The sequence below is a fragment of the Paenibacillus sp. YAE3 genome (genome assembly GCF_057546105.1).
This window is the reverse complement of the sequence record NZ_BAAIYF010000011.1, coordinates 193,503-215,721: the sequence shown is the minus strand read 5'-3', so window position 1 is coordinate 215,721 and position 22,219 is coordinate 193,503. Positions and strand designations below refer to the sequence as shown.

The 22,219-nt window shown below is 45.4% G+C and carries 22 protein-coding genes; 16 read left to right on the top strand and 6 right to left on the bottom strand.

Annotated features, from left to right (window positions below):
- The first annotated feature begins 7 nt into the window (after window positions 1-7).
- From AC27KL_RS21210 to AC27KL_RS21190, 5 genes are all read left to right on the top strand, one after another.
- Entirely contained in the window at window positions 8-1,135 is a 1,128-nt protein-coding gene (locus tag AC27KL_RS21210) for a Gfo/Idh/MocA family protein (protein ID WP_487170958.1), read from the top strand.
- A gap of 14 nt (window positions 1,136-1,149) precedes the next feature.
- Window positions 1,150-2,361 (top strand): MFS transporter, encoded by a 1,212-nt coding sequence (locus AC27KL_RS21205; RefSeq protein ID WP_487170957.1) that lies wholly within the window; start codon window positions 1,150-1,152, stop codon window positions 2,359-2,361.
- A gap of 606 nt (window positions 2,362-2,967) precedes the next feature.
- Entirely contained in the window at window positions 2,968-4,458 is a 1,491-nt protein-coding gene (locus AC27KL_RS21200) for an ABC transporter permease (RefSeq protein ID WP_487170956.1), read from the top strand.
- Window positions 4,415-5,653 carry an FtsX-like permease family protein gene (locus AC27KL_RS21195; protein ID WP_487170955.1) on the top strand — a complete coding sequence of 413 codons (1,239 nt, stop codon included), beginning with the start codon at window positions 4,415-4,417 and terminating at the stop codon, window positions 5,651-5,653. The genes AC27KL_RS21200 and AC27KL_RS21195 overlap by 44 nt, the downstream gene beginning before the upstream one ends.
- A gap of 22 nt (window positions 5,654-5,675) precedes the next feature.
- Window positions 5,676-6,380, top strand: a complete 705-nt coding sequence (locus AC27KL_RS21190; RefSeq protein ID WP_487170954.1) for an ABC transporter ATP-binding protein — start codon at window positions 5,676-5,678, stop codon at window positions 6,378-6,380.
- 204 nt (window positions 6,381-6,584) lie between these two features.
- Here the strand turns inward: AC27KL_RS21190 and AC27KL_RS21185 are convergent, their stop codons facing one another.
- Complete coding sequence (locus AC27KL_RS21185) at window positions 6,585-8,027, bottom strand: DHA2 family efflux MFS transporter permease subunit (RefSeq protein ID WP_487170953.1); 1,443 nt, start codon at window positions 8,025-8,027, stop codon at window positions 6,585-6,587.
- Between the two features lie 236 nt (window positions 8,028-8,263).
- Between AC27KL_RS21185 and AC27KL_RS21180 the strand changes: the two genes are divergently transcribed.
- The gene (locus tag AC27KL_RS21180; RefSeq protein WP_487170952.1) at window positions 8,264-9,169 is read left to right on the top strand and encodes a TetR/AcrR family transcriptional regulator; all 906 of its coding nucleotides are present in this window, start codon (window positions 8,264-8,266) and stop codon (window positions 9,167-9,169) included.
- Between the two features lie 183 nt (window positions 9,170-9,352).
- On the opposite strand, the gene AC27KL_RS21175 is transcribed toward AC27KL_RS21180, so the two are convergent.
- Window positions 9,353-9,964 carry a hypothetical protein gene (locus AC27KL_RS21175; protein ID WP_487170951.1) on the bottom strand — a complete coding sequence of 204 codons (612 nt, stop codon included), beginning with the start codon at window positions 9,962-9,964 and terminating at the stop codon, window positions 9,353-9,355.
- Window positions 9,965-10,274: 310 nt separating this feature from the next.
- On the opposite strand from AC27KL_RS21175, the gene AC27KL_RS21170 reads away from it, so the two are divergent.
- On the top strand, window positions 10,275-11,000 hold the full coding sequence (locus tag AC27KL_RS21170; protein ID WP_487170950.1) for an SMI1/KNR4 family protein: 726 nt from the start codon (window positions 10,275-10,277) through the stop codon (window positions 10,998-11,000).
- Between the two features lie 299 nt (window positions 11,001-11,299).
- Here the strand turns inward: AC27KL_RS21170 and AC27KL_RS21165 are convergent, their stop codons facing one another.
- From AC27KL_RS21165 to guaD, 4 genes are all read right to left on the bottom strand, one after another.
- Window positions 11,300-11,806, bottom strand: coding sequence for a hypothetical protein (locus AC27KL_RS21165; protein WP_487170949.1), 507 nt, complete (start codon window positions 11,804-11,806; stop codon window positions 11,300-11,302).
- 111 nt (window positions 11,807-11,917) lie between these two features.
- The gene (locus AC27KL_RS21160; protein ID WP_487170948.1) at window positions 11,918-12,055 is read right to left on the bottom strand and encodes a TetR/AcrR family transcriptional regulator; all 138 of its coding nucleotides are present in this window, start codon (window positions 12,053-12,055) and stop codon (window positions 11,918-11,920) included.
- A gap of 236 nt (window positions 12,056-12,291) precedes the next feature.
- Window positions 12,292-13,632 carry a uracil-xanthine permease family protein gene (locus tag AC27KL_RS21155; RefSeq protein ID WP_487170947.1) on the bottom strand — a complete coding sequence of 447 codons (1,341 nt, stop codon included), beginning with the start codon at window positions 13,630-13,632 and terminating at the stop codon, window positions 12,292-12,294.
- 101 nt (window positions 13,633-13,733) lie between these two features.
- Entirely contained in the window at window positions 13,734-15,098 is a 1,365-nt protein-coding gene (guaD, locus tag AC27KL_RS21150; protein ID WP_487170946.1) for a guanine deaminase, read from the bottom strand.
- A 266-nt stretch (window positions 15,099-15,364) separates the two neighbouring features.
- On the opposite strand from guaD, the gene AC27KL_RS21145 reads away from it, so the two are divergent.
- From AC27KL_RS21145 to AC27KL_RS21105, 9 genes are all read left to right on the top strand, one after another.
- Window positions 15,365-15,694 carry an OsmC family protein gene (locus AC27KL_RS21145; RefSeq protein ID WP_487170945.1) on the top strand — a complete coding sequence of 110 codons (330 nt, stop codon included), beginning with the start codon at window positions 15,365-15,367 and terminating at the stop codon, window positions 15,692-15,694.
- 236 nt (window positions 15,695-15,930) lie between these two features.
- Window positions 15,931-16,431 (top strand): hypothetical protein, encoded by a 501-nt coding sequence (locus AC27KL_RS21140; RefSeq protein ID WP_487170944.1) that lies wholly within the window; start codon window positions 15,931-15,933, stop codon window positions 16,429-16,431.
- Window positions 16,432-16,552: 121 nt separating this feature from the next.
- Window positions 16,553-17,113, top strand: a complete 561-nt coding sequence (locus AC27KL_RS21135) for a sigma-70 family RNA polymerase sigma factor (protein ID WP_487170943.1) — start codon at window positions 16,553-16,555, stop codon at window positions 17,111-17,113.
- 335 nt (window positions 17,114-17,448) lie between these two features.
- Entirely contained in the window at window positions 17,449-18,210 is a 762-nt protein-coding gene (locus AC27KL_RS21130; RefSeq protein ID WP_487170942.1) for a VWA domain-containing protein, read from the top strand.
- A gap of 41 nt (window positions 18,211-18,251) precedes the next feature.
- Complete coding sequence (locus AC27KL_RS21125; RefSeq protein ID WP_487170978.1) at window positions 18,252-18,698, top strand: tellurite resistance TerB family protein; 447 nt, start codon at window positions 18,252-18,254, stop codon at window positions 18,696-18,698.
- 295 nt (window positions 18,699-18,993) lie between these two features.
- A complete protein-coding gene (locus AC27KL_RS21120; RefSeq protein WP_487170941.1) occupies window positions 18,994-19,593 on the top strand; it encodes a TerD family protein in 600 nt (199 codons plus the stop codon).
- A 25-nt stretch (window positions 19,594-19,618) separates the two neighbouring features.
- Window positions 19,619-20,194, top strand: coding sequence for a TerD family protein (locus AC27KL_RS21115; protein ID WP_487170940.1), 576 nt, complete (start codon window positions 19,619-19,621; stop codon window positions 20,192-20,194).
- Window positions 20,195-20,278: 84 nt separating this feature from the next.
- A complete protein-coding gene (locus AC27KL_RS21110; protein ID WP_487170939.1) occupies window positions 20,279-20,860 on the top strand; it encodes a TerD family protein in 582 nt (193 codons plus the stop codon).
- Between the two features lie 71 nt (window positions 20,861-20,931).
- Window positions 20,932-22,188, top strand: coding sequence for a TerD family protein (locus tag AC27KL_RS21105; protein WP_487170938.1), 1,257 nt, complete (start codon window positions 20,932-20,934; stop codon window positions 22,186-22,188).
- The last annotated feature ends 31 nt before the right edge of the window (window positions 22,189-22,219 follow it).

Sequence of the window (22,219 nt, the reverse complement as noted above, 5' to 3'; positions counted from 1 at the left end):
AATACCAATGGGTAAAATTCGAATCGGTATTGTCGGAGTCGGATTAATCGGCATCACGCATCTGAAAAATTATGCGGATATCGCAGATGCTGAGGTTGTGGCTGTCTGCGATATTAATGAAGAAGCAGCTCGAACAGTAGCCGGCCAATTTCATATCAAAGATGTTTACACCGATTTTAGGGAGATGCTGAAACGCACGGACATCGATGCGGTCGATGTTTGCCTCCATAACAACTTCCATGCTCCTGTAACCAATGAAGCGCTTGAGGCAGGGAAACATGTCTATTGCGAGAAGCCGATCGCCGGGACCTATTATGACGGCAATTCGATGCTGGAAACGGCCAAAGCCTGCAATAAGATGCTTCATATTCAACTGAACACGCTTTATCGAAAAGAGACGAAAGCCGCCAAAGCGCTGATCGAAGAAGGAAGCTTGGGCAAGCTTTATCATGCCCGGTCAACGGGGTTTCGGCGCAGAGGACGTCCATTTGTCGATGGCTATGGCACCAAATTTTTCAACCGGAAGGAAACCGCGGCAGGGGGCGCCTTACTTGACATGGGGGTTTATCACATAGCTCAGATGTTATATCTTTTGGATCTTCCGAAGGTAAAAAGCGTATCCGGCAAAGTCTATCAAGAAATGGATATGGACGCGGCGAGAAGAGCGGAATCCGGGTTCGACGTCGAAGAGCTGGGTCTTGGATTTATCCGGTTCGAAGGCGGGGTAACGCTTGATCTCATCGAGGCGTGGTCCATACATATGGGAGGTTTTGAAGGGTCCAGCCTGGTGGGCAGCAAAGGCGGAATTCGGCTCCCTTCGTATTCTTCCATATCTCAGACGAGCGGACTAAGCTTTCATACGACCATCGCGGACATGGACCTGGACAGCAACGTGAACCTGGACGACATGGATCTTCGTTGGGGCAGGCTCAAGGCGGATTATGACGCTTACCGTTCTTCGCAACATCATTGGATCGCAGCCTTGCAGGGAAGGGTTCCCCTCCTGCCAACAGCAGAGATTGCGCTGCAAACCATGCTGATCAGTGAAGGCGTGTACCTGTCCGACCAACTGGGACGCGAAGTAACCGTAGAGGAGATCATCACGCATTCTGCGTCGACCAATGTCAAATTGTAAGGGATGAAGGAATCATGTCGGATCAAATGATTAGCCGGAATATGCTTGGCATGCTGAAGGTGTTCAACTTTGTGCTTTATGGGGCCTTGGCGATTTATAGCACGTTCTTCGCGTTATATCTGAAGGATACCGGGTTTTCCAATGTGCAGATCGGGCTTCTCGTAGCCGGCGGTCCGCTCATCGGGCTGGTAGCGAATCCATTCTGGGCGTATTTTGCAGACCGGTTTCGCAATAACAAGCGCATTCTGATTATTTGCCTGATCGGTAATTTCACATGCATGCAATTTGTATTTATGACGGAATCCTACACTTTGATTTATAGTCTGATGCTGGTTTATTTCATGTTTCAGAGCCCGCTGTTCACGCAAAGCAACAGCTTGATCCTGAACGTCATCGAAGGAACCAACCGTAAGTTTGGAGAGTTTCGTGCGTGGGGGTCGCTGGGGTGGGCGCTTATTGCGGTCGCAGCCGGCCCGGTCATTGGTTGGCTGGGAATAAGCAAGCTCTGGATCGTATTCGATGCGATGCTGTTATTCGCCATTTTCTTTACCTTCCTGATGCCAAGCGGCAACGAAAGAGCACAGACCGAGAAGTTTACCAATAAAGGATATTTCATGGTGTTTCGAAATAAGTATTTTTTGATCTTCGTTTGTTTGGGGGTGCTCATATCGATCCCCAATTCGATCAATTCGACCTTTCTCAGTATTTACATTAAGGGCTTGGGTGGCTCGGACACGGTTGTCGGTTGGTCCGCCTTTGCCACGGCTATTTTGGAAGTACCCGTATTTTTATTGCTGGATCGGTATTTGAAGAAAAATTCGCGTACAATGCTGACCTGGTTGACCGTCATCTGCCTGCTCTTTTCGGCGCGCTGGTTATTGATGTCCGTAGCGGTTTCAGCAGTACAGGTGATATTCATCCAATTGCTGCATTCCATTACATTCGGAGGTTATTACTACATTGGCACCCAGCTTACGTCACACCTTGTGCCCGGCGAATATCGCTCCAGCGGGCAGGCCGTTTACGGTCTGACATGGGGCGGTGTATCCGGCATCGTCGCAGGCATACTCGGCGGCTGGATGTTCGAGAATCTGGATGCCTCCGTATTGTACCGGATTTGTTGTGTGGGCACGATCTGCGGGTTTATCGGTTTCTTCTTGTTACGGCATTCGTTTCGGACGACGAAGAGTCAAGTGAACATACAAAGCGAACGATTTAATTCATAGTCCGCTTGGCAGCGCTGGTGCCACTACTGGGCAAGTACGATTCGGATAGGATTGTCCTTTTTTTTAAAAGAGTTCATGGAGCTGATCCAAAGGGTTATTCATCGCCTTTCGGATCAGCGCTTTTTTCGTTTGCGATTTTGCCGGTTCACTGTGGATTCAGAGTTGAGAAAAATACTGTGGGATGAACTAATCCACAAGTGGATCACTTGCACAAAAAAAGAAATCCATACCCTCGCTTTTGTGGATTACGGGTTCGTGCGCCCTTTTTTCGGCCTATGACTGTCATGTTGCATTCTGCCCCCCGCCTCCTTTGGATAACCCGATCCAGTGGGTTTGAGGCTTCTCATATTCAAGCATGGAGATTTCTTGACTGTAACATTGTATGAACATTAGAACTTTGTTTCATGTGTGCTTACGAGAAAAAATAATCAAAAAAGTGAAGGATTTGGAATAAATCGAGCGTCTATTTATGTAGGGAAAGATAGTTTCACGAAAACATATCAATTAACCCTGCGGAATATATAGGAGTATCGTTAGATTTACGATTGGTGTTTGCAATAAGGGAACGAAGATTATAAGCGCCAATAAGGGAAAGTTGGTGATGACATGGGTATATTTTGGAAAATGGGAGCCAAAAATTTCATAGCTCAGATACGGCAAACGCTACTCACCGTATGCATAGGGTCTATCGGTGTCGTTCTGATTTTTTCTTGTTATTTTGTTATTTCTTCTATTACACACAGCAAATCACAATGGGAAGAAAAACACTTTGGTGTCATTGGTACAGAGATTTATTCGCGTGTCGGACTTGATTTGACCGAGGCTCAGATTAAGAATGTTCAAACGAAGCTTCAAATCAGAAACATTGCCAACCTTCCCTACGTGTCTCAGGTCGTTTCCGTGCACAGCGGGAATAACGATGGAGCCAGGGAAGATAGCATCGTTGCATTAGGGTTTGATTTTCAAAAGGCGCGGGAATTAGAACCAAAGCAACCGCTGTGGTCTACGGATCCCCTGACGGCAGAAGAAGCGATTGTATCCGTTCCGCTGGCACGGCAGTTGGGACTTAGTGTCGGTGAAACAATGGTAATCTCTTTTGCCGGGCAAGAAGTGCCTGTAACGATCCGTGATGTAGCAGAGGAACGCGGATTAACAGGTTTTCGCGGAACAGTGCGGGCACAAGGGACGGTTATTCTCTCGGATAGGCTTGCGCATCAGATATTCGGCGTTCCAGAAGGAAGCGCACACAGTATTTTGCTGGCGACGGACGAGATGTATTCATCATTGCCGGGCAGTTCCTTCTTTACGGATCTTACGGAGAGAGCAATTAAAAAAGAAGCGCTATCTCATATGTCGATGGTGCAGAGTATTTTCACGCCTCCATTTTTGTTTTTTGTCGCTGTCTCTTTGTTTGCTGGAATTCTGCTGTTGGCGCAGTTGTTTAATATTCTGAAAGAAAGACGCAAATATTATCTCGGCGTGCTCCGATCGCTTGGACTCAGTAACCGCAACTGCTTTGTCATCTACGTGAGTGAGTGTACCTTACTGTGCGCGGTCATTACCATCTCGGGAGTTGTTCTCGGGAATGTACTCGGTTTCGGATTGCTGTCTGTTAATGTATTTTATATCGATCAATTACTGGAACGGTATGCCGCTTACGCCTATCCAATCCAACCTCACGTGGATGTGACGGCAACATGCTGGATTGCGTTGGCCATGTTTATCGTTTTCTTACTCCTCGCTTGTTTTGTCGGGCGTTTCATTAAGCGCACATCCATTCTGCACCTTATGGGCAAGGAGGAAAATCGTGTGAATCCGGCACAGAAGCGTCTGCTCAAAATCTTTGATTGTCTCCTTGTCACAGTGGCATTCATTTATTTTAATTATATCGCCACAGAGGGGCTTTCGGATGGCGATAGGCTTGATGCAAAAGTGTTCGGTTCGATTATAAGTTGGCTTATTGGAATTATAACGACTGCCTATCTTATGTTTCTTCATTGTACCTTGGATGAAACGGGCATCCTCTGTGTTGCCGCATCGGTGGTTGGATCGTTTGGCAGTTACGTTAGGCACGCAGTACCCGCAAATGCGGTTTAATCGTTCATTTGGCATCGTTTTATTGTTCACGGTATTATCCTGCTGTTTGATTGTGATGATCAGTTTCGCTTCCAATGTTGAAGATTATGCCGCTGCAAACAAGAAAGATTCTTTTATGGCTACCGACGCCTATATGTCTTATGCCGATGAGCGGGAAAAAGATAAGCTGAAAGCCAATATGAATGAAGTACAAGAAATCGTGCATGGTGCTGCCTACATGGATACGTACAGACTATTGGTTTCATCTCCCGACAATGCACTTGAACTTACCGAAGTAACACCTCCTACGAATGGTAACAAATGGGCCTATTCGCAAGTGGTGTGGGTCAAGTGGCTAGGGAAAGGTTACCAATTACCGCTCACCTCCCGTGCGCCGCAATTTCAGAGCGATGCAGAAGTATTTCAGGCCATGAGCAATCAAGCGTCTATCGTTCTCGTGGATGATACATTGGAAGGCACGTACCGAGTAGGCGATCAGATTCCGCTTCGGTTACTGAAAGGTGGAGGCAAAGAGGAGAACCTAATTGGAGAGGAAGTGGTCACGATAGCGGGAACGTTCGCCATTGGTAAAGATAACCGCTTCAATGGCAACGTATTTTTAGTGGCTGACGAACTCTACAATAAATATAGCAAGAACGGCGCTTATAAGCACCCCGGGGATCCCAAAGGCTATGCGCTGTTGCAGTTGACTGATACAGATGTGACGGCGGTAGATTCCATAAAGATGCTGAAATACCATTTTACAAAAACAGCTGGTGTTACGGTGAGAACGCCTGGTGAGGACCAGGCCATCATTACGACGATTGTTAAAGCTGAATTCACGCTGTTCTCTTACATTATGTCATTCATGATGCTTATGGCCTTACTAGGCATGTATGTGATTCAGATTCGATCTGTACAGGAGCGGGTTCCCCATATGGTTATGTTATGGCAGATGGGGGTAAGCCAAAAGTCGTTGAAACAGGTTTTTATCGTAGAGGGTTGTTTGATTGGGATCATTGGGTTGATTAGCGGTATTGTGGTCGGAAGGCTCGGTTCGGAGATGCTGATGCGTTTGGCGTGGATGGGTGTTAAGTTTTCGTTCCCTTATCTGGAAGTGACAGGTCTCATCATCGGATTGCTAATCTTCATCTGGTTGTTCAACCGATTCAGCACAGCCGGATTAAGACGTATAGGGATTAGTCGGACGGAGTAACATGGGAGGAGGTTTCTTGATCATGATTGTGGCCAAAGATGTTCGCAAGAAATACGGCATGGCAGCGACTCCACAAACAGTCGCATTATCCGGGGTGGATTTACACATCCATAAGGGCGAAATCGTGAGTATTATGGGGCCATCTGGTTGTGGTAAGTCCACGTTGCTTTATACGCTGTCAGGTATAGAGCCCGCTGACAGTGGCGAGATTTGGTTCGACAAGCAAGCTATACACCAAATGAGTGAAAAAGATGTTTCCGCGCTCAGGTTGACGTCGATGGGTTTTGTCTATCAGCAATACAATCTGATCCCTGTGTTGAATGTCATCGATAACGTGGCATTGCCGCTTATCAGTCAGGGCGTGCAGAGGTCAGTTGCCCACAAGGCTGCAAAGGCGGCACTTGAAGATGTCATGCTATCGGATAAGTTGAAGGCCATGCCGCATGAACTGTCCGGAGGACAAGCCCAGCGGGTTGCGATTGCCCGCGCTATTGTCCATAATCCTCGCGTCATTTGGGCTGATGAGCCTACTGGAGCTCTGGATACGGTGACATCGGAGGCGATAATAACATTGCTGCGCAAGATAAATGCAGCCAAGCAAGTGACCATCGTGATCGTCACGCATGACCCAGTGGTTGCATCAGCAACAGATCGTGTAATTCGTATGAAAGACGGGAAACTAGCTGATTCTGTTAAGTGCGACAGGGTAGAAGGAACAGGCAAGTGATAAGCCATGATCGTGTTTAGTTATGCGTTTGATGTCGATCCGCCCAGACGATTTTCCTTGAATGTCTTGGGTCTGCAAGATTTGATACCCAGTCATACAATCATATTATGAATTGTGTTTTTATTAAAGAAACCAATTAATTAAACGCCAAAAAGTCCGCGAAATTCGCGGACTTTTGTGCGCTTGGCAGCGCGCAGACCCGTTTTAGTTTTCTGTAGCAGAACTGCCTTCGTCTTTTGTATTTTCTTTCTGTGATATTTTCATCGGTTTAATAAAGAATGACAATACTAAAGCAACGAGTGCCAAAACGGTGGAGAACGTAAAGGCAACGGACACCCCATGAATCATTGGATTGGGAAGTTGTTGCTGAACGGCAGCCGTTGTATTGTTCGTCATAACCGTAACCAGCAAGGCTGCTCCAACGGAAGCGGCCAATTGCGTCAGCGTGTTACTCATTGCGGTTCCATGTGGAATCAAATGGTCAGGCAGCTGGTTTAATCCGGCCGTCATAACTGGCATCATCATAAGAGATATTCCGAACATTCGTATGGCGTAAATCACCATCATATAGATGTATGGCGTTGAAGCGGTCATGTTGCTGAACATGAACGTCGTACCTACTAAGATAACCGAACCAATAAGAGCCAACGGTCTTGCTCCAATCTTATCAAAGATCCTCCCGGTAATCGGCGACATAACCCCCATCACAATCGCACCCGGTAACAACAGCAAACCCGATTCCAGCGGTGTAAAGCCTCTTGCCGTTTGTACATAAAGCGGAAGAAAAAGCTCTACGCCGATCATCGTCACCATAACAGCCATACCGATGAATAAGGTCAATGAGAAGGTCCGGTTTTTTAACACCCTGAACTCAAGCATCGGTTTTTCAACAGCCAGCTGCCGCCAAATAAACAAACCAATAGCAATCGTACCGACAATCAAAGCAATGACCACTTCTGAACTGTTCCAGGCATGATTACCTGCGCTGCTGAAGCCGTACAACAATCCTCCAAACCCAAGGGATGACAAAATAATGGACATGATATCAATTTTTGGATGAGTCACTTTCGTAACATTTTCAAGCATAAACGAAGCAAAAATGATGATAAGTACAGCAATTGGGAAAATCATATAAAAGAGCGCCCGCCATGAAAAGTTGCCAACAACCCAACCGGAAAGCGTCGGTCCAATCGCAGGAGCAAAAGCCATCACCAGTCCCACCATACCCATTGCCGACCCGCGTTGCTTAACAGGAAAAATCATTAAAAAGATCGTTTGCATTAACGGGAGCATGAGCCCGTCACTTACCGCCTGTAAAATCCTACCCAATATTAAAACAGGAAAGTTTGGTGCAATAGCAGCGAGCAATGTCCCGGACGCAAACAGGCACATGGCCGTAATAAATAGTTTTCTTGTCGAAAATTTTTCTATTAGAAAAGCTGAAACCGGAATCAACACCCCGGTGACAAGCATGAATCCGGTCGTTAACCACTGAGCTGTATTAGCGGAAATGGATAGATCCTTCATGATTTGCGGCAAAGCCGTATTGAGCAGCGTCTGATTTAACATGGTAACAAATGCACCTGCAAGCATAACGACCACAAGTACAGTCCGCTTAAACGTTGATAGAGACTGTTCTTTCTCCATGTTGTTTTCCTCCTGTTCAAAATGGAATAAATAACACCCATTGCAGTACCTAGCATTATCGGTACGACGAAATAAGCTGCGGTTTTCGCTGTTTATACCAAGAGTATAAAATTGAACTCATGGTTTACTTGATCCATATTATACTTGGATGATCAAAAAATCAATCACTAAATATACTCGAAGTATATATTTGAACAGACGGTATGTGGTGTATAATGTTAACAGAAAGGATGATCATGGTGCAGGTGAAAAAATCCGATATTTTAATGACGGCTCTCCGTCTTTTTATTGAACAAGGTTATCATGCCACATCGATTCAGGACATTCTTGACCAATCCAATATTTCAAGAGGAACCTTTTATAAACACTTTCAAACCAAAGGAGAACTATTTAGGGATGTGCTTGTGTATTCCGAAGAAAAAATGTATGTGGAGCGGGACCAACTTTTAATCGGAGAGGATGAAACGAACAAAGATATCTTTATTCGTCAGTTAGAAGTGATGATGAGCTATCGCATAGAAAAAAAAGTCGATGCATTGCTCATGGATGCTTTAGTTTCCAACGATAATGAAATTATTGCTTTCTTAAAACAGATTAGGCAACAATGGGCTCATTGGTTCTTCACAAGGATGAAGCAGATTTACCCGGAATATCGGGATTATATTGCGGATGCTACCATTTTTTTAACGGGGATTCTGCATAATGCCAACGAAATAAATAATGTTCAAATCCAACCCAAACCCATGATTGAAATTTGCAATTATTGTTTTAGTCTGGTGGATGAAGTACTTCCATTACTCAAACATAAGCGTATACGGCTTTTTAATATTGAGGATTTTGAACAGTCTTTACTTAGCATAGGACAAGTAGACTTCCCTTATAATGACCTCATGTTAAGCACTGGGAATTTAAAAAAATTAATTGAGAAACTTCCTGCGAATAACGATAATAAGCAGAACGCCCTTGATTTGTTACAATTTGTGCAGAATGAAGCAATGTCGGAGAATCCGCGGAAAGCCGTAATCTCAAGTTGTTTGAAATCTTTAATGAATATAAAAAGTATTATGAATACGGATGAATTGGTCATTTATTTGAATACATTAAAAAAGCTAGGGTTTTATCCTGTAGACCTGAATCCGTGATGAGATAGAGTCCGTCTTTAAAAAATGGGGTGCACTTGTACATCGATGGAGGAATGTACTTGGGGAGCTGCTCTAATCTGAAACCGGCGTTGTCGGATTGGCGCATCGCCTTTAAATGTCATGCTATCGGATTAGTTGAAGGCCATGCCGCATGAACTGTCCGGAGGACAGGCCCAGCGGGGTTTATATATCTTCAATAAGCTCAAAATCAGGGTGCATTAAATAGCTCAGAGGATAAAGCTCTGGTTTCGCTGAAACAAGCCCCTTGATCAAAGCGATTTTCTTATCTTCCGATGAGAAGAAGGTTACGCCGAGCGCCGCAGGTTCAACGAATTGAATAATGAGATAAGCGTCGTCCTTTCGGTTCATGGGACAAATCATATTATTTTCAGAAAATACCGAATCATATTCATCCATTAAGAAGATATGGCAGGTTAGATTCCTCCAGGTCGATTCGTAGAGTCTGTACGACTGACTTTCAATGAGCTTTATAAATTGCGTTGGAGACAGCCCGATTTCATAGCCGGTAATATATCCGGAATGGTCAAAATCGACCCCATATTCAGTTTCGAACTTCTCTTGTTTATAACCGCTTCGAAACGAATAAGGGAGCATCGTCATATTGTCGAGGATGGTTCCCAGTTCCGGTTTTTTTTCAAAAGGGATTTGGATCTGGGAAATATCAATGAGCTGATTTAATTTGCAGTTGGTTTGGTGGGGGATATTTCCGGATGGTGGTTGTAGATACACATAACCAATATGAGCATAGTCCGACTCCATGCATGTAATCTTCATAAGCGCCTCCTTTATGAACTTAAACTCGATAAGGTGTATTTAGTTTCGATCAGTATAAAAAATTTTACTGTCCAAAGTTGTCATCAAACATTAGTTTGCTTCTGCTTCTCCCAAGCATTGGATGTATTTTCCGACCTTTGCAACTGCCGCAGGTCAACCTATATTTGACTCTTTTGATGACAAGTTTATACTTTGGATATACATTTATTGGGGAGCAATGGTTCAGGTTCAAAAATGGAGCTGCCGATTCGCTAAGATGGGAAGTCTTGAACCATAGCATCATATAAGATATTAGGAGAAGATTTTATAAATGAAAGCTAACACCGACACACTTCTTCGCATATTAGGAGAACACCATCAGGAGACACACGGCATTCCGGAGGCAGACATTCAGGCCAAGGAACAAAGCTTAGGCTTTCCGTTGCCGGCTGCGCTGCGGGATTATTATAAGATTTTGGGGCGATCGCCGTATATCACCCAAGGGTGCAATAACCAATATGAACCCCTTCCGCTGGAGGAGGTATTCATTCCCGATAATGATTTTTTTACGACGGATAAGGATTTCCTGGTTTTCTATCAGGTGGAGGAGTCCGTGATCTATTGCGGGATTCGAATGCAGGATTTGCAGATGGAAGACCCGCCGGTTTACCTGTGCGCATGGAGCTTGCCCGATTGGCAGCTGGAAAATCGATCGCTTCGGCGTTTTCTCGCCGGCAAGGCACTCATTCAGTTGGGCGTTGAGGATCGGCTTCCGTATTGGGCCAATTTCGATGAGAGCATGTGGGGGATGTCGGACTATCGCAGATGCATGCGTCTGGATCGGGAGTGCGAGATTGATGAAGGTTCCGAACTGAACGCATGGAAAATCTATGTGAAGGACGATGTGCTGATCGTGTTTGAACTCGACGTATCCGAAGAGGGAGCGGAGGAACCGTTGGCCGTATTCCTGGCTTCATTTCAGCGGGCAAGCATCGAAAATCTCCTGAGCGAAATGGGGAAGGACGCCAGCCTGCCCCCGTTTCGAACGAATCTGTGAGAACGTTGACGGATGATTCGCTGCACACGTTTGTGATTGAGGGAGAGGTGAGTTACATTCCTGAATCCTTAGTTCTTCCATGACCTACTTAACCGGAATACTTGCTAATCTCATTTTAATTGCCTGCATTTTCACTTCTACAGGATAGCTAAATTGTGTTGCCAATGCAAAAACACCTTCAAGTTGCCTCCATATCTCCCGACATGGCTCCTTCCAATTTGAAGGTGTTTTTTAATTTGTCTCACATTACGGAGTCAGTCTTCAATCCTCTATTGAGGGCTTTTTTTCGGAAGCAGATATTAAAAATCTGTTTTGGATGAAGCGAGTTTCCCCCAATATTCTCCATTTACTGGGTTTGCTCCACCAATGTATTGAATAAGATAGCTTCCTGTACACAGTCCCTGAGGCGCTCCTTCAAGCCAGCTGAAATAATCTTTGGAGCTGGAAGGATCGACAGTTTTATCGTAGTACACATATCCAGTGTCTATGTGCGTCAAGGTAACTCTAACTGGAGAGCTTGAGTAGTTGGCCAAATGGAGCTCAAGATAACCATTTCCAGGGTTAACTGTAAAGTAATCTCTTGCGGATGATCCAGACCCACTAGTCATTGGTGTACTCCATTCCTTATCGACAATAAACGGATTTACAATGCGATCATCGCTAACAGGATTGTTATTTGGTTGAATTACGACTTTAGATTCGGAATCACCCGAACCTTCTTTGCCACCTTGTGAAGCCCAAGCAGTTACCGCCGTTGTTGCTAAAGCCAAGGATAAAACTCCAACTATCGCTGTTTTCTTCTTCATGATTCCCCTTTCCCCTTATTTCCCACTGTCATAATTACTCATATATCTTAAAAAAATCCCTCGTCAATTTATTTCCCGCTTACTCAATAAACGCTTAATTCACATCGAAAGTTATGTTTTTTTCGTTAACTGCTTAACGCCCGCTCCCTTGGCTACCCGCGTCGTCGTTGCTTTGTAATACCCGATTTCGGCGAATACGTCGGCTGCTTTGGCTAAAATTTGTTCTTTGCGATCTTGCTTGACGACCATCTTTGTCGCTCCATTATCTATAAATAAATATTGACCTCGGCATTTTCGCGTGTAAACAATTTCCATTTTCTCGATGACTTCTATGTTCAACCTCCAGATGAACTTATACATAAAAAGGGCCGGCCTGGAAGGTTGTCAATACCTCCAAGTCAGCCCGGGTTTACATTTTGTTGTTTGTTTATTGAGAATGGTTTGGTGGGAGCCGAACCCCAATACAGCGGCCTCGATTTCCGAACTTACCGCCCGCCCGGCAGCACCTTATTGAGCACAATCGCCGCAAGCGACGCGGCCAAAATCGGCGAGCCCAACAGATATTGCACGAACGTAGGCAGCGAATGCAGGAAGTCTTGCGGAATCATGACCAGAGCCAAGGTGAGGATCATCGGGATGGCGATGATGTACATTTCTTTTTCGGCGATTTTGACGTTTTTCATGACCTGAATGCCGTTGATGGCGATAATGCCGCACACGATGGTGAACACGCCGCCGATGACGGCCGTCGGGATCGAAGAGATCAGGGCCGCCAGTTTGCCCGAGCAGCCGAAGATGACGAACCAGACGCCTACGGCCAGGAAGACGCGACGGCTTGCGATGCCTGTGATGGAGATGATGCCGGCATTGGTGGAATACCCCGTCACCGGCGTCGAACCGAGCAAGGAAGCGATCAGGCAGCTGATGCCTTCCCCGATCACGCCCCGGTTGAGGTTTTTGTCCGTTAACGGTTTATCGATGACGTTGCTGACGGCAAACCATGTGCCTGTCGTTTCGGCCAGCAGAACGAAATAGATAATGACCATGGTAACGATCGCCGAGAAGTTAAAGGAAAATCCGAAGTCGGCAAAAGGGAGCTGCGGCATGCTGAACCATTTGGCGCTGCTCACCGCGGAAAAGTCCAACACGCCCATCACATTCGCCGATATACATCCGACGATTAACGCGACCATGACCGAAATGATGCGGAAGATGGAGCCTTTGTTGCGGAACAGGGAACCCAGGATGACGAAAAGAATGAGCACCGCGCCCGAAATGAGGGCCAGCAGCACGTTTTGGTTGATCGTCGCGTCTTTGGCCCCGTAGATATTGTCCCGGATAGCCACAGGCAGCAAAGAAAGGCCCACAATAAAAATAATAGTGCCGCCAACGATCGGCGGGATAAACGTTTTTACGATTTTATTGAAAATGCCGGTGAAGCCCAACACAATCACCAAAACCGCGCCAACCAAACCGGCGCCCAACACGGAATTCCAGCCCAATTGCCCGCCGCCGCTGGCGGCATAAATGCTGACGATCGCGCCAAGCGGAACATACGAAGGACCTTGGGCGACAGGCAGCTTCATGCAAAAATACGTTTGTACGATCGTGGCCAGCCCGGCCGCAATAAAGGTCGCCTGGATCAGAGCGCTGGACTGGCCGGACGAGAGGCCGATCAACATCGCGATCAGGAAAGGCACGACGTAGACGTCCATGGCGACGACGTGCTGCAAACCGAGGAGGATGGATTTGCCGACCGAAATTTTTTCGTCCGGTGAAACGGTTAATTGTGGAGCATGATTTTGCGTGTCAGCTTGTGTTTTCACTCAGGAGTACACCTCGAATTTTTTGGATGGTTTCCCGCGAAATGCGGTTTTGTCATTAGTCGAAAGAACGTCGAACATGGCAACGGGCCGCTGCGCTATGTTTATCGCGAATGCACTTTTTCGCCCTGTACCCAGACTTCGCGGATGTTCTCCGGCCGGGTCAGGTACATGATTTTTTGGAAAATGTCATGCAAATCTTCGTTTTCGTTAAAAATCGGCAGTTTGGCGGATGGCAGCTTGGTGTCGATGATCTGCACGTCCCAGGCATATTTTTCTTGAATGCGGCCGATCGGTAAGCTTAGGCTTTCACCGCCGCCGGCTGTCGCCAGATAAAACGCCTCGTCGACCGTAATGCGCGATCCCGGTACGCCGCGGCCTTCGGCAGGAAGGGCAGGGTTCACGCCATCTTCCAGCATTCTCGAGGACATGACGGCTTGTCTGACGTTGTCGAACAGGCTCGGCGAAAAACCTCCCGAAATGTCGGTCCCGAGGCCGATGTCCACGCCTTTGGCATGGAAATGGGCGACGGGGATGACACTGTTGGCAAAATAGGCGTTGGATATCGGGCAGTGGGCAATCGCCGTTCCCGTTTCGGCAAACAAATCGGCGTCATCGTCGCTCAGGAAATTACAGTGGGCCATGACGGACTTGTCGCGCAGCAGCCCAAAATCATGCAGGGCAAACGTATCGTTTTTCCCGAACCGGTCCCGCACGTAACCATGCGCCCAGTCGCTTTCGCTGCAGTGGGATTGCACGTACGCATCGTATTTTTTTGCCAGCGCTCCGAGCCCTTTTAACGCCTCATCCGTGCAGCTTGGAATGAACCTTGGCGTCACGACGGGGAATACGCCTTGTTTGGTCGTTTTGGACAACTCTCTGACGGCGAGAATAAATTCCTCCGTATCGGCCAGGGCCGTTTGGGTATCCGCGTCGCGGTAGTTTTCCGGGTTTTGCTCCGGATCATCCATGACGACCTTCCCGACGAGTCCGCGTTGGCCTTTGTCGGCGCAAATCTGGGCTAACAATAAGCTGGCTTCCTTATGCACGGTGGCAAAATAGAGCGCCGTCGTCGTGCCGTTGGCGAGCAGGGTGCGGACCAAATCGTCGTAGACCTCCTGCGCAAAATCGAGATCCGAAAACTTGGCTTCCAGCGGGAAAGTATAGGTATTGAGCCAATCATAAAGCGGAATGTCCAATGCCGTCCCGGACTGGGCCCATTGCGGCGCGTGCACATGCAGATCGATGAAGCCGGGGAGCAGGTACTGGCCTTCGGCTAGCTGATGGAAGTTGTCTTTCCCTTGATAAGCGTCCAGCAAAGGCTGGTAATCGGCATCGCCGGGGGCGACGATTTTTTCGATCATGCCGTCCGGATTGATGCAGAACAGATGGTCTTGCAAGATTTCAATTTCTTTGGAGGATTTGCTAGAAAATGCCGTTCCACGAAACAGTTGCTTATATTTATCCATTTTAACCGCCTTAATGTTCGTTTTTGGATGGTTTATCTGTTATTATATGCGCTGAAAAATGATAAGTCTATATCAAAAGGCGAATGTTTTGGGATCTGTCACGGCATTGGGTTTTTAGCAGGGGGATGCGATGAGGTTCCTTAGGGTCAAGGATGATTGGCCTGACAAAAATGCCGAAGGATGACCGTAGGGGGCAGCAAAATATGTACGTTACGGTTCCGCGTGAATTGCACCTTTTCGTAGATACAAAATGGAAGGACGGGAACGTGAGCCAGGCTTATGTGACCGGGCTGTCTAATGGCACGGATGCCATTTATTCGGACGTGATCGAAGAAAAGGGGGGAGCGGAGCCTATTTTAGGGCCCCATGACCTGCCGGAAGCCGCCTATGCTCCGTGTTTGAACATGACGGTGAGAATGGTTTTGGATGCCATGAACGTATCTTACGGCAGGATTGCCGTCAAAGTTGAACTGGATCGAAGCAACGACGCCAAAACGGCTTTTAGTATCAAATCGACATTAAGGGATCCATCGATGAGGAAACCGAGGAGATTGTATTCAGAAAACGGGGTTCCGGAGGAGAAAACGACTTATTGAATCATTTAAGGCGGTGGTTTGAATCGCTGCAACGTTTGGATTCTTCCTGTTGGGGATGGGTTATTGAGGAATTGGAGCAGAAAATGGTGAGAGGAATCCCGTATATGAAATAGAGCGGATCGATTTGCGGAGAAGGAATTTAGAATAAGCTGAATCCTCTGAGATAAGTTTACGTACTAAAAAGTATACACCTAAGAGTTTACGGACTTGCGTAACAGTCGTTAGGAGGAATCATCTTGGAAAATAATCGTCAAATGAAAAGGTTTCTATTTTTGTTTTTTGGAGCAGTTCTTTTTTTACCCGGTTCATTATTTGCTGGTATGGGTGTAGTAACCATCTTACATTGGTTGGGTTTTTCGTCTGTACACAATGCAGCCGCGGTTTATCTGGGCCCAATAGTTGTCATCGTTCTGTATGTGCTCTCTCGGCTGCTTTCTTACCTAGTTTTAAGTCGGGAGATTATGAAATATTTTCCGGTAACGAACAACAATATTCGAAGCCATCGTGAGTTTTACTTGGAACATATTGATAAAGAAATTGAATATCTACGACAGGCTGCTTATGCGTTTAACGTTCGAGGGATGGGAGATGATTATAAAGTTTTTATTGAAGGGCTAAAGAAGTTCCAGGAAATCAAGGCATTGGTTCAGAATAACAAGGATCTGCAGCGGGAGCATCTGGTATGCCTGAACAAAGTCTTTAACAAAAGTTACTTTATGAAAAAACTTCAGCATTAGCTTAAGGGGGAGCGGGTTTGAATTGAAACCAGCTTCTATTATTTTTCTCTGGAAAACCTGCCACGGTTGCGCCTATATTGTTATAATTAGGAAAAGGATGAATGTGGGGGAAGGGGAAGACATGAGTGATTCAGCAGCCAAAGATAAGATAAATAAAGATATTCAATTCACTATGCTCGTTTCCGAATATAAAGACAAGATTTATCGTCTGACCGGCAGGTTTTTTAATAATCGTTTAGACCGGGAAGATGTTGTTCAAGAAACATTTATGAGGGTTTATACTAATCTGAGCCGGTTTGATTCGACCAAGAATGTTTCCGCATGGATACACCGGATCGGAACGAATATTTGTATTGACACCCTTCGACGGAAATCAACAAGACGTACAGCAGTTCTCTTACCGATGAGGGACCAAGACTTCGATTTAATGGATACGCTTCCTAGTAAAGAGATTTCACCTGAGGATGCAACAATAAATAAAGAACTTAAAGTACAGATTGAGAGATTCATGGATGAACTCCCGGCTAAGTGGAAACCGTTCATTTACCAGCATTATATCCTTGATATGACACTTGAAGAATTGAGTATTGCCAATGACATGCCAGTAAGCACCGTAAAATCCAGGCTTTATCGAGCTCGCAGTTATTTGCAAAAACGCTATCTAATCGAAATCGCCGAATAACGACAAGAAAAGAGCGAAGTCAGAGATGGTAGGCTGCTCTTCTAGTGCTCTTTTCATGAGGGCTAAGAACGAATATATTCCCTGCAATGCAACTGGCGATATAGTATCATAGTGACAGTTTTCTTTATACATACTCTGCTGGTGAAGCAAGAGTTGCAAGACGTTATGGATTTGTTAGAACGATAAAAAGAAGAGGGGGTGCCTCTCTTTTTTTCTGAAACTTAATGATAACCAAATACGTAAATTTTATCATGGGTAAAATTTGTAAAACCTTGTAGAAAGAATTACATTAGTAGTGTACCAACAAAATAGTATCATTTAAGGGAGGTTGACGAATGAGTATTGACTTGAAGAAACGAGCTGAAGAAAATCTTATCGATTTGTCGAAAAAAGCTGCAATCAGCTTAACCAAGAAAGGACTAACTGGCGAAATTGCTAGAGTTGGTCTCGCCCTCGACATTTCTGCATCAATGACAAATCAGTATAGAAGTGGTTCTGTACAGAGAGTAACAGAACGATTGCTTGCACTTGCCATGAATTTCGATGACAACGGGGCAGCGGATGTATTTGTTTTTGGCCAAAACAATTACACGATCGGAGAGATCGCCAAGGAGAATTTCTATGATTTCGTGAATCGAGAAATTTACTCTAAACGAAGTCTGGAAGGCGGAACAAATTACGCCGGCGTTATGGTTCGTATTATCGAGCACTACTTCCCTGGAGCATTAACTTATAAGAAGTCGGGTCTTCTGGGTATGAAGCGGGAGCTTATTGTAGACAGCTCGAAATACCGTAAGCAAGAGCCAGTCTACATAATGTTCGTTACTGACGGAAACTGCTTCGATAGCAATGAAACAACTGAAGTAATTACCAAGGCCTCTGAACTAGGGATCTTTTTCCAATTTGTAGGTGTTGGAAACGAGAGATTCTCGTACTTAATAGAACTCGATAACTTAAACGGCAGATTCATTGACAATGCTAACTTTTTTCAAGTCAGAGATATTGATAAAATGTCCGACGATGAACTTTATGATAAGCTTCTGACGGAATTCCCTTCCTGGATCAGGGAAGCACGTAGTAAAGACGTAATCAGATAATCAAATATTATTTATCAATTGGAGGAACACAAATGAGTACAATGAGCGCATTTTCGAGTTGGTTATCTCGCACCAAAGGAAATTTGGCTGATGGAGTCAAACGTTTTAAAAATAAGGATCTCCTTGATGCAATTGTAGCGGGATGTGCTATGGTTGCTGCAGCTGATGGGACAATCGAAGCATCCGAGAAACAGAAAATGGCAGGATTCCTCGGACGCAGCCAGGACTTGAGCGTATTTAATATGAGTGAAGTAATTGATCGCTTTAATCACTTCGCCGGAAACATGGAATTCGACGTAATGATCGGCAAGCAAGAATCACTTCGCGTCATCGGGAAGTTTAAATCGAAGCCCGAAGTAGCGCGAATTATTGTTGGAGTTTGCTGCGCAGTAGGAGCGGCTGACGGCGACTTTGATGACCAGGAAAAAGGGGTCGTTAGAGATATTTGCAACGTTCTAGGTCTATCGCCAGGCGAATTCGGGCTATAAGTCCTAAAATTTCGTTGTCAAATTCGGTTTGCTTTATGAGATAATCTGATCTAACTAATTGAATACTACTGTCGAGGAAGCACCCCTGATAGGTATTTATGCCTTGTCTTAGATGCTTCCTCTTTTTTTTATCCCGGAAATTTTTTTAAAAAAATTTATAGGAAATTTGAATCATCTAGAAGATTAATGCGTAATACTTGGTAGCTGATGAAAAAAATGCCGTCGAAAAATTGCAGATGGGGGCATTTTCCAGCATAATTAGACATGCGGGAACATTGAAGGGAGGTGTAAACTCATGGCAATCTCATTGGTAAAAGGTCAAAAGGTTGACCTGACGAAAGGTAATGCCGGTCTTTCACGAATCACGGTAGGACTTGGCTGGGACCCAGTTGAAACAGAAAGCCGGGGGTTTTTCGGGAGAAAGAAATCTAGCGCGAATATCGACTGCGATGCATCTGCCATTCTGCTTGATGAAAATGGTAAATTGTCGAAGCGGAAAAACGTTGTATGCTTTCACAACCTGACAAGCCCTTGTGGATCTGTCAAACATAGCGGTGATAACCTGACTGGTGAGGGAGAAGGGGACGACGAACAGATCCTGATTTCTCTCGACAAGGTGCCAGCAGATGTCCATCGAATTCTGATGTGCGTTAACATCTACAACTGTGAAGCGCGCGGTCAGGATTTCGGCATGATCAAATCAGCATATATCCGCGTGCTGAACTCTGCTCAGAATCAGGAACTAATCCGTTTCAATCTTACCGACAATTATGCAGGTATGACCGCATTGATCGTAGGTGAAATTTATCGTCATAACGGCGAATGGAAATTTAATGCAATTGGTGAAGGGGCTCATGCAGCTCACATCGATATTCTTGCTGAACGTTATCAATAATCCAAATGATAGGAGATAGATACCCATGGCAATCAATCTTTCCAAAGGTCAAAAAGTTGATCTTACCAAAACCAATCCGGGCCTTACCAAAGTTCTTGTCGGACTTGGCTGGGATACGAACAAGTACGACGGAGGAAAGGATTTCGACCTCGATGCTTCGGCATTCTTGTTGAATGGGAACGGTAAAGCAGCTTCGGAAGGCGATTTCATTTTTTACAATAACCCTCAAAATGCAAACGGCTCGGTTGTACATAGCGGCGACAACCGTACTGGCGCTGGAGATGGCGATGACGAAGTAATCAAGGTCGATCTTGCTTCTATTCCGGCGGAAGTCGAAAAAATTTCGTTCTGCATCACCATTCATGAAGGTGCGGAGCGCAACCAAAACTTTGGTCAAGTCTCCAATGCTTATGTTCGTATCCTGAACGAGGCAAATGGTGAAGAAGTTATCCGTTATGATCTTGGCGAAGACTTCTCCATTGAAACGGCAATTGTTGTCGGAGAACTATACCGTCATAACGGCGAGTGGAAGTTCAGTGCAGTCGGCGCAGGGTACCAAGATGGTCTGGCCGGCTTAGTAAGAGATTTCGGCCTGGCCTAATGACCTGCAATATTTATGCCCGAAAGGCCGTCTAAATCGGACGGCCTTTTAATTCCCAAAATTCTCGAGGAGGAGTGTTAATATATGACCATCAGCTTGTCCAAAGGTCAACGAATTGATCTTACCAAGACTAACCCCGGACTAACCAAAGTGGTAGTGGGCTTGGGTTGGGATATCAACAAATACAATACAGGTGCAGATTACGATTTGGATGCATCTGCCTTTATGCTTCATAGTGACGGCAAAGCAAAGGGGATAGAAGACTTCCTCTTTTATAATAACCCGAATTTGTATAACGGCGCCGTCGAGCACACCGGGGACAACCGGACCGGTGCCGGCGATGGTGATGACGAGCAGATCATCATCGATTTCACGAAGGTGCCTGCGCATATCGAAAGAATCGGAATCACGGTTACCATTCACGAAGCCGAATTGCGCAAACAAAACTTTGGCCATGTATCCAACGCATTCGTTCGCGTTGTCGATGCTGCGACTGACCGTGAAGTTCTTCGTTACGACCTTGGCGAGGAATTCTCCCTAGAGACCGCCGTTGTTATCTGTGAGCTTTACAGAAACGGGGCTGATTGGAAGTTCCAAGCCGTTGGTTCTGGATTTAACGGCGGACTCGCTGCATTATGCAAGAATTATGGTTTGGATGCTCAATAAAAACAATCTAATGGGTGCTGTGTCTTAGACAGCACCCATTGTTGAATACTCCACTTGAAAGGTTGATACATATGTCCACCCAACTTGTGAAGGGGCAAAAGGCGGACCTTACCAAAGGAAACCCTTCGATAAACAACGTTATTGTCGGCATGGGATGGAAGACCCCGAACTCATCCATCGAAGTTGATTTTTCAGCATTCCTCCTAACTGGTCAATCCAAAGTCTCCAAGGACGAAGATTTAATATTTTACGGAAATCCTTTAGGACCAAATAACTCGGTTCAGGTAATGAACTCATCTTCTTTGAGCGAGGACAAGACACAGGTTTCAATTACTTTGCGCAGCATCCCTTCACAATACGAGAGAATAGCTTTTGCTTTAACAATTTACGAAGGAGAAAAAAGAAAGCAAAACTTTTCGATGCTGGATGAATGCTATATTCGTATTATTGATGCAGCTTCAAGAACAGAGTTGTTACGATTTAACATTGGAAAATCATTCTCCGTCGAAACAGCTATTGTGGCCGGTGAACTTTACAGATATAACAGCGAGTGGAAATTTAATCCGATAGGATCTGGGTATTCAGGTGGCCTAGAAGCACTGTGCGGAAGCTATGGTGTAGAAGTTTCTCAAGAACTCCATCAGGATGTACAAGAAACACCAAAACCGCCCATACAAGAGACACCAAAGCCGATTCGAGATCAAGCTCCACCACCAAGTTCCCCACCTTCCATCAATCTTTCAAAGATTGAATTGAAGAAAAAAGGGGATGTTATCAATCTTCAAAAAGGTTCCGGTTCAATCGGAGAAATTTTAGTAAATCTGAATTGGAATAGAAAGAAATCAGGATCATTCTTTGGCTCTAAAGGGGTTGACCTAGATTTAGGATGCCTTTTTGAATTGAAGGATGGACGTAAGGGAGCGATTCAAGCGCTCGGGGATAGTTTCGGCAATCTAAACCGAGCTCCCTTCATTTCGTTAGACGGGGATGATCGTACGGGCGCTGTTACGACCGGCGAGAATCTACGGATTAACGGTAAGCACGTTTCGGAGATTGAGAGGATTGTTGTATATGCCTTTATTTATGAAGGTGTTACAAAGTGGTCTGATGCCGATGGTATTGTCACTATTAAACAAAACGGAGGACCAGATATTGAGGTTAAGCTCGATCAACATGACAATCGTAAGGGGATGTGCGCTATTGCCATGATCCGAAACGTCCACGATCAGACCTTCAGTATCGAACGACTTGTAGAGTATTTTTCAGGTCATGAGGAATTGGATAGGGCCTACAATTGGGGCTTAAGATGGGTAGCAGGTAGCAAATAAATCCAATTATTTGTAGGGGGTACTATATTTT

Coding starts and splice junctions, on each gene's coding strand:
- AC27KL_RS21125 (WP_487170978.1), top strand. CDS start 18,252: ATGAGCGCATTTTCGAGTTGGTTATCTCGCACCAAAGGAAATTTGGCT.
- guaD (WP_487170946.1), bottom strand. CDS start 15,098: ATGGATAAATATAAGCAACTGTTTCGTGGAACGGCATTTTCTAGCAAA.
- AC27KL_RS21115 (WP_487170940.1), top strand. CDS start 19,619: ATGGCAATCAATCTTTCCAAAGGTCAAAAAGTTGATCTTACCAAAACC.
- AC27KL_RS21170 (WP_487170950.1), top strand. CDS start 10,275: ATGAAAGCTAACACCGACACACTTCTTCGCATATTAGGAGAACACCAT.
- AC27KL_RS21105 (WP_487170938.1), top strand. CDS start 20,932: ATGTCCACCCAACTTGTGAAGGGGCAAAAGGCGGACCTTACCAAAGGA.
- AC27KL_RS21200 (WP_487170956.1), top strand. CDS start 2,968: ATGGGTATATTTTGGAAAATGGGAGCCAAAAATTTCATAGCTCAGATA.
- AC27KL_RS21205 (WP_487170957.1), top strand. CDS start 1,150: ATGTCGGATCAAATGATTAGCCGGAATATGCTTGGCATGCTGAAGGTG.
- AC27KL_RS21110 (WP_487170939.1), top strand. CDS start 20,279: ATGACCATCAGCTTGTCCAAAGGTCAACGAATTGATCTTACCAAGACT.
- AC27KL_RS21160 (WP_487170948.1), bottom strand. CDS start 12,055: ATGGTCGTCAAGCAAGATCGCAAAGAACAAATTTTAGCCAAAGCAGCC.
- AC27KL_RS21185 (WP_487170953.1), bottom strand. CDS start 8,027: ATGGAGAAAGAACAGTCTCTATCAACGTTTAAGCGGACTGTACTTGTG.
- AC27KL_RS21120 (WP_487170941.1), top strand. CDS start 18,994: ATGGCAATCTCATTGGTAAAAGGTCAAAAGGTTGACCTGACGAAAGGT.
- AC27KL_RS21130 (WP_487170942.1), top strand. CDS start 17,449: ATGAGTATTGACTTGAAGAAACGAGCTGAAGAAAATCTTATCGATTTG.
- AC27KL_RS21180 (WP_487170952.1), top strand. CDS start 8,264: ATGGTGCAGGTGAAAAAATCCGATATTTTAATGACGGCTCTCCGTCTT.
- AC27KL_RS21190 (WP_487170954.1), top strand. CDS start 5,676: ATGATTGTGGCCAAAGATGTTCGCAAGAAATACGGCATGGCAGCGACT.
- AC27KL_RS21165 (WP_487170949.1), bottom strand. CDS start 11,806: ATGAAGAAGAAAACAGCGATAGTTGGAGTTTTATCCTTGGCTTTAGCA.
- AC27KL_RS21210 (WP_487170958.1), top strand. CDS start 8: ATGGGTAAAATTCGAATCGGTATTGTCGGAGTCGGATTAATCGGCATC.
- AC27KL_RS21175 (WP_487170951.1), bottom strand. CDS start 9,964: ATGAAGATTACATGCATGGAGTCGGACTATGCTCATATTGGTTATGTG.
- AC27KL_RS21135 (WP_487170943.1), top strand. CDS start 16,553: ATGAGTGATTCAGCAGCCAAAGATAAGATAAATAAAGATATTCAATTC.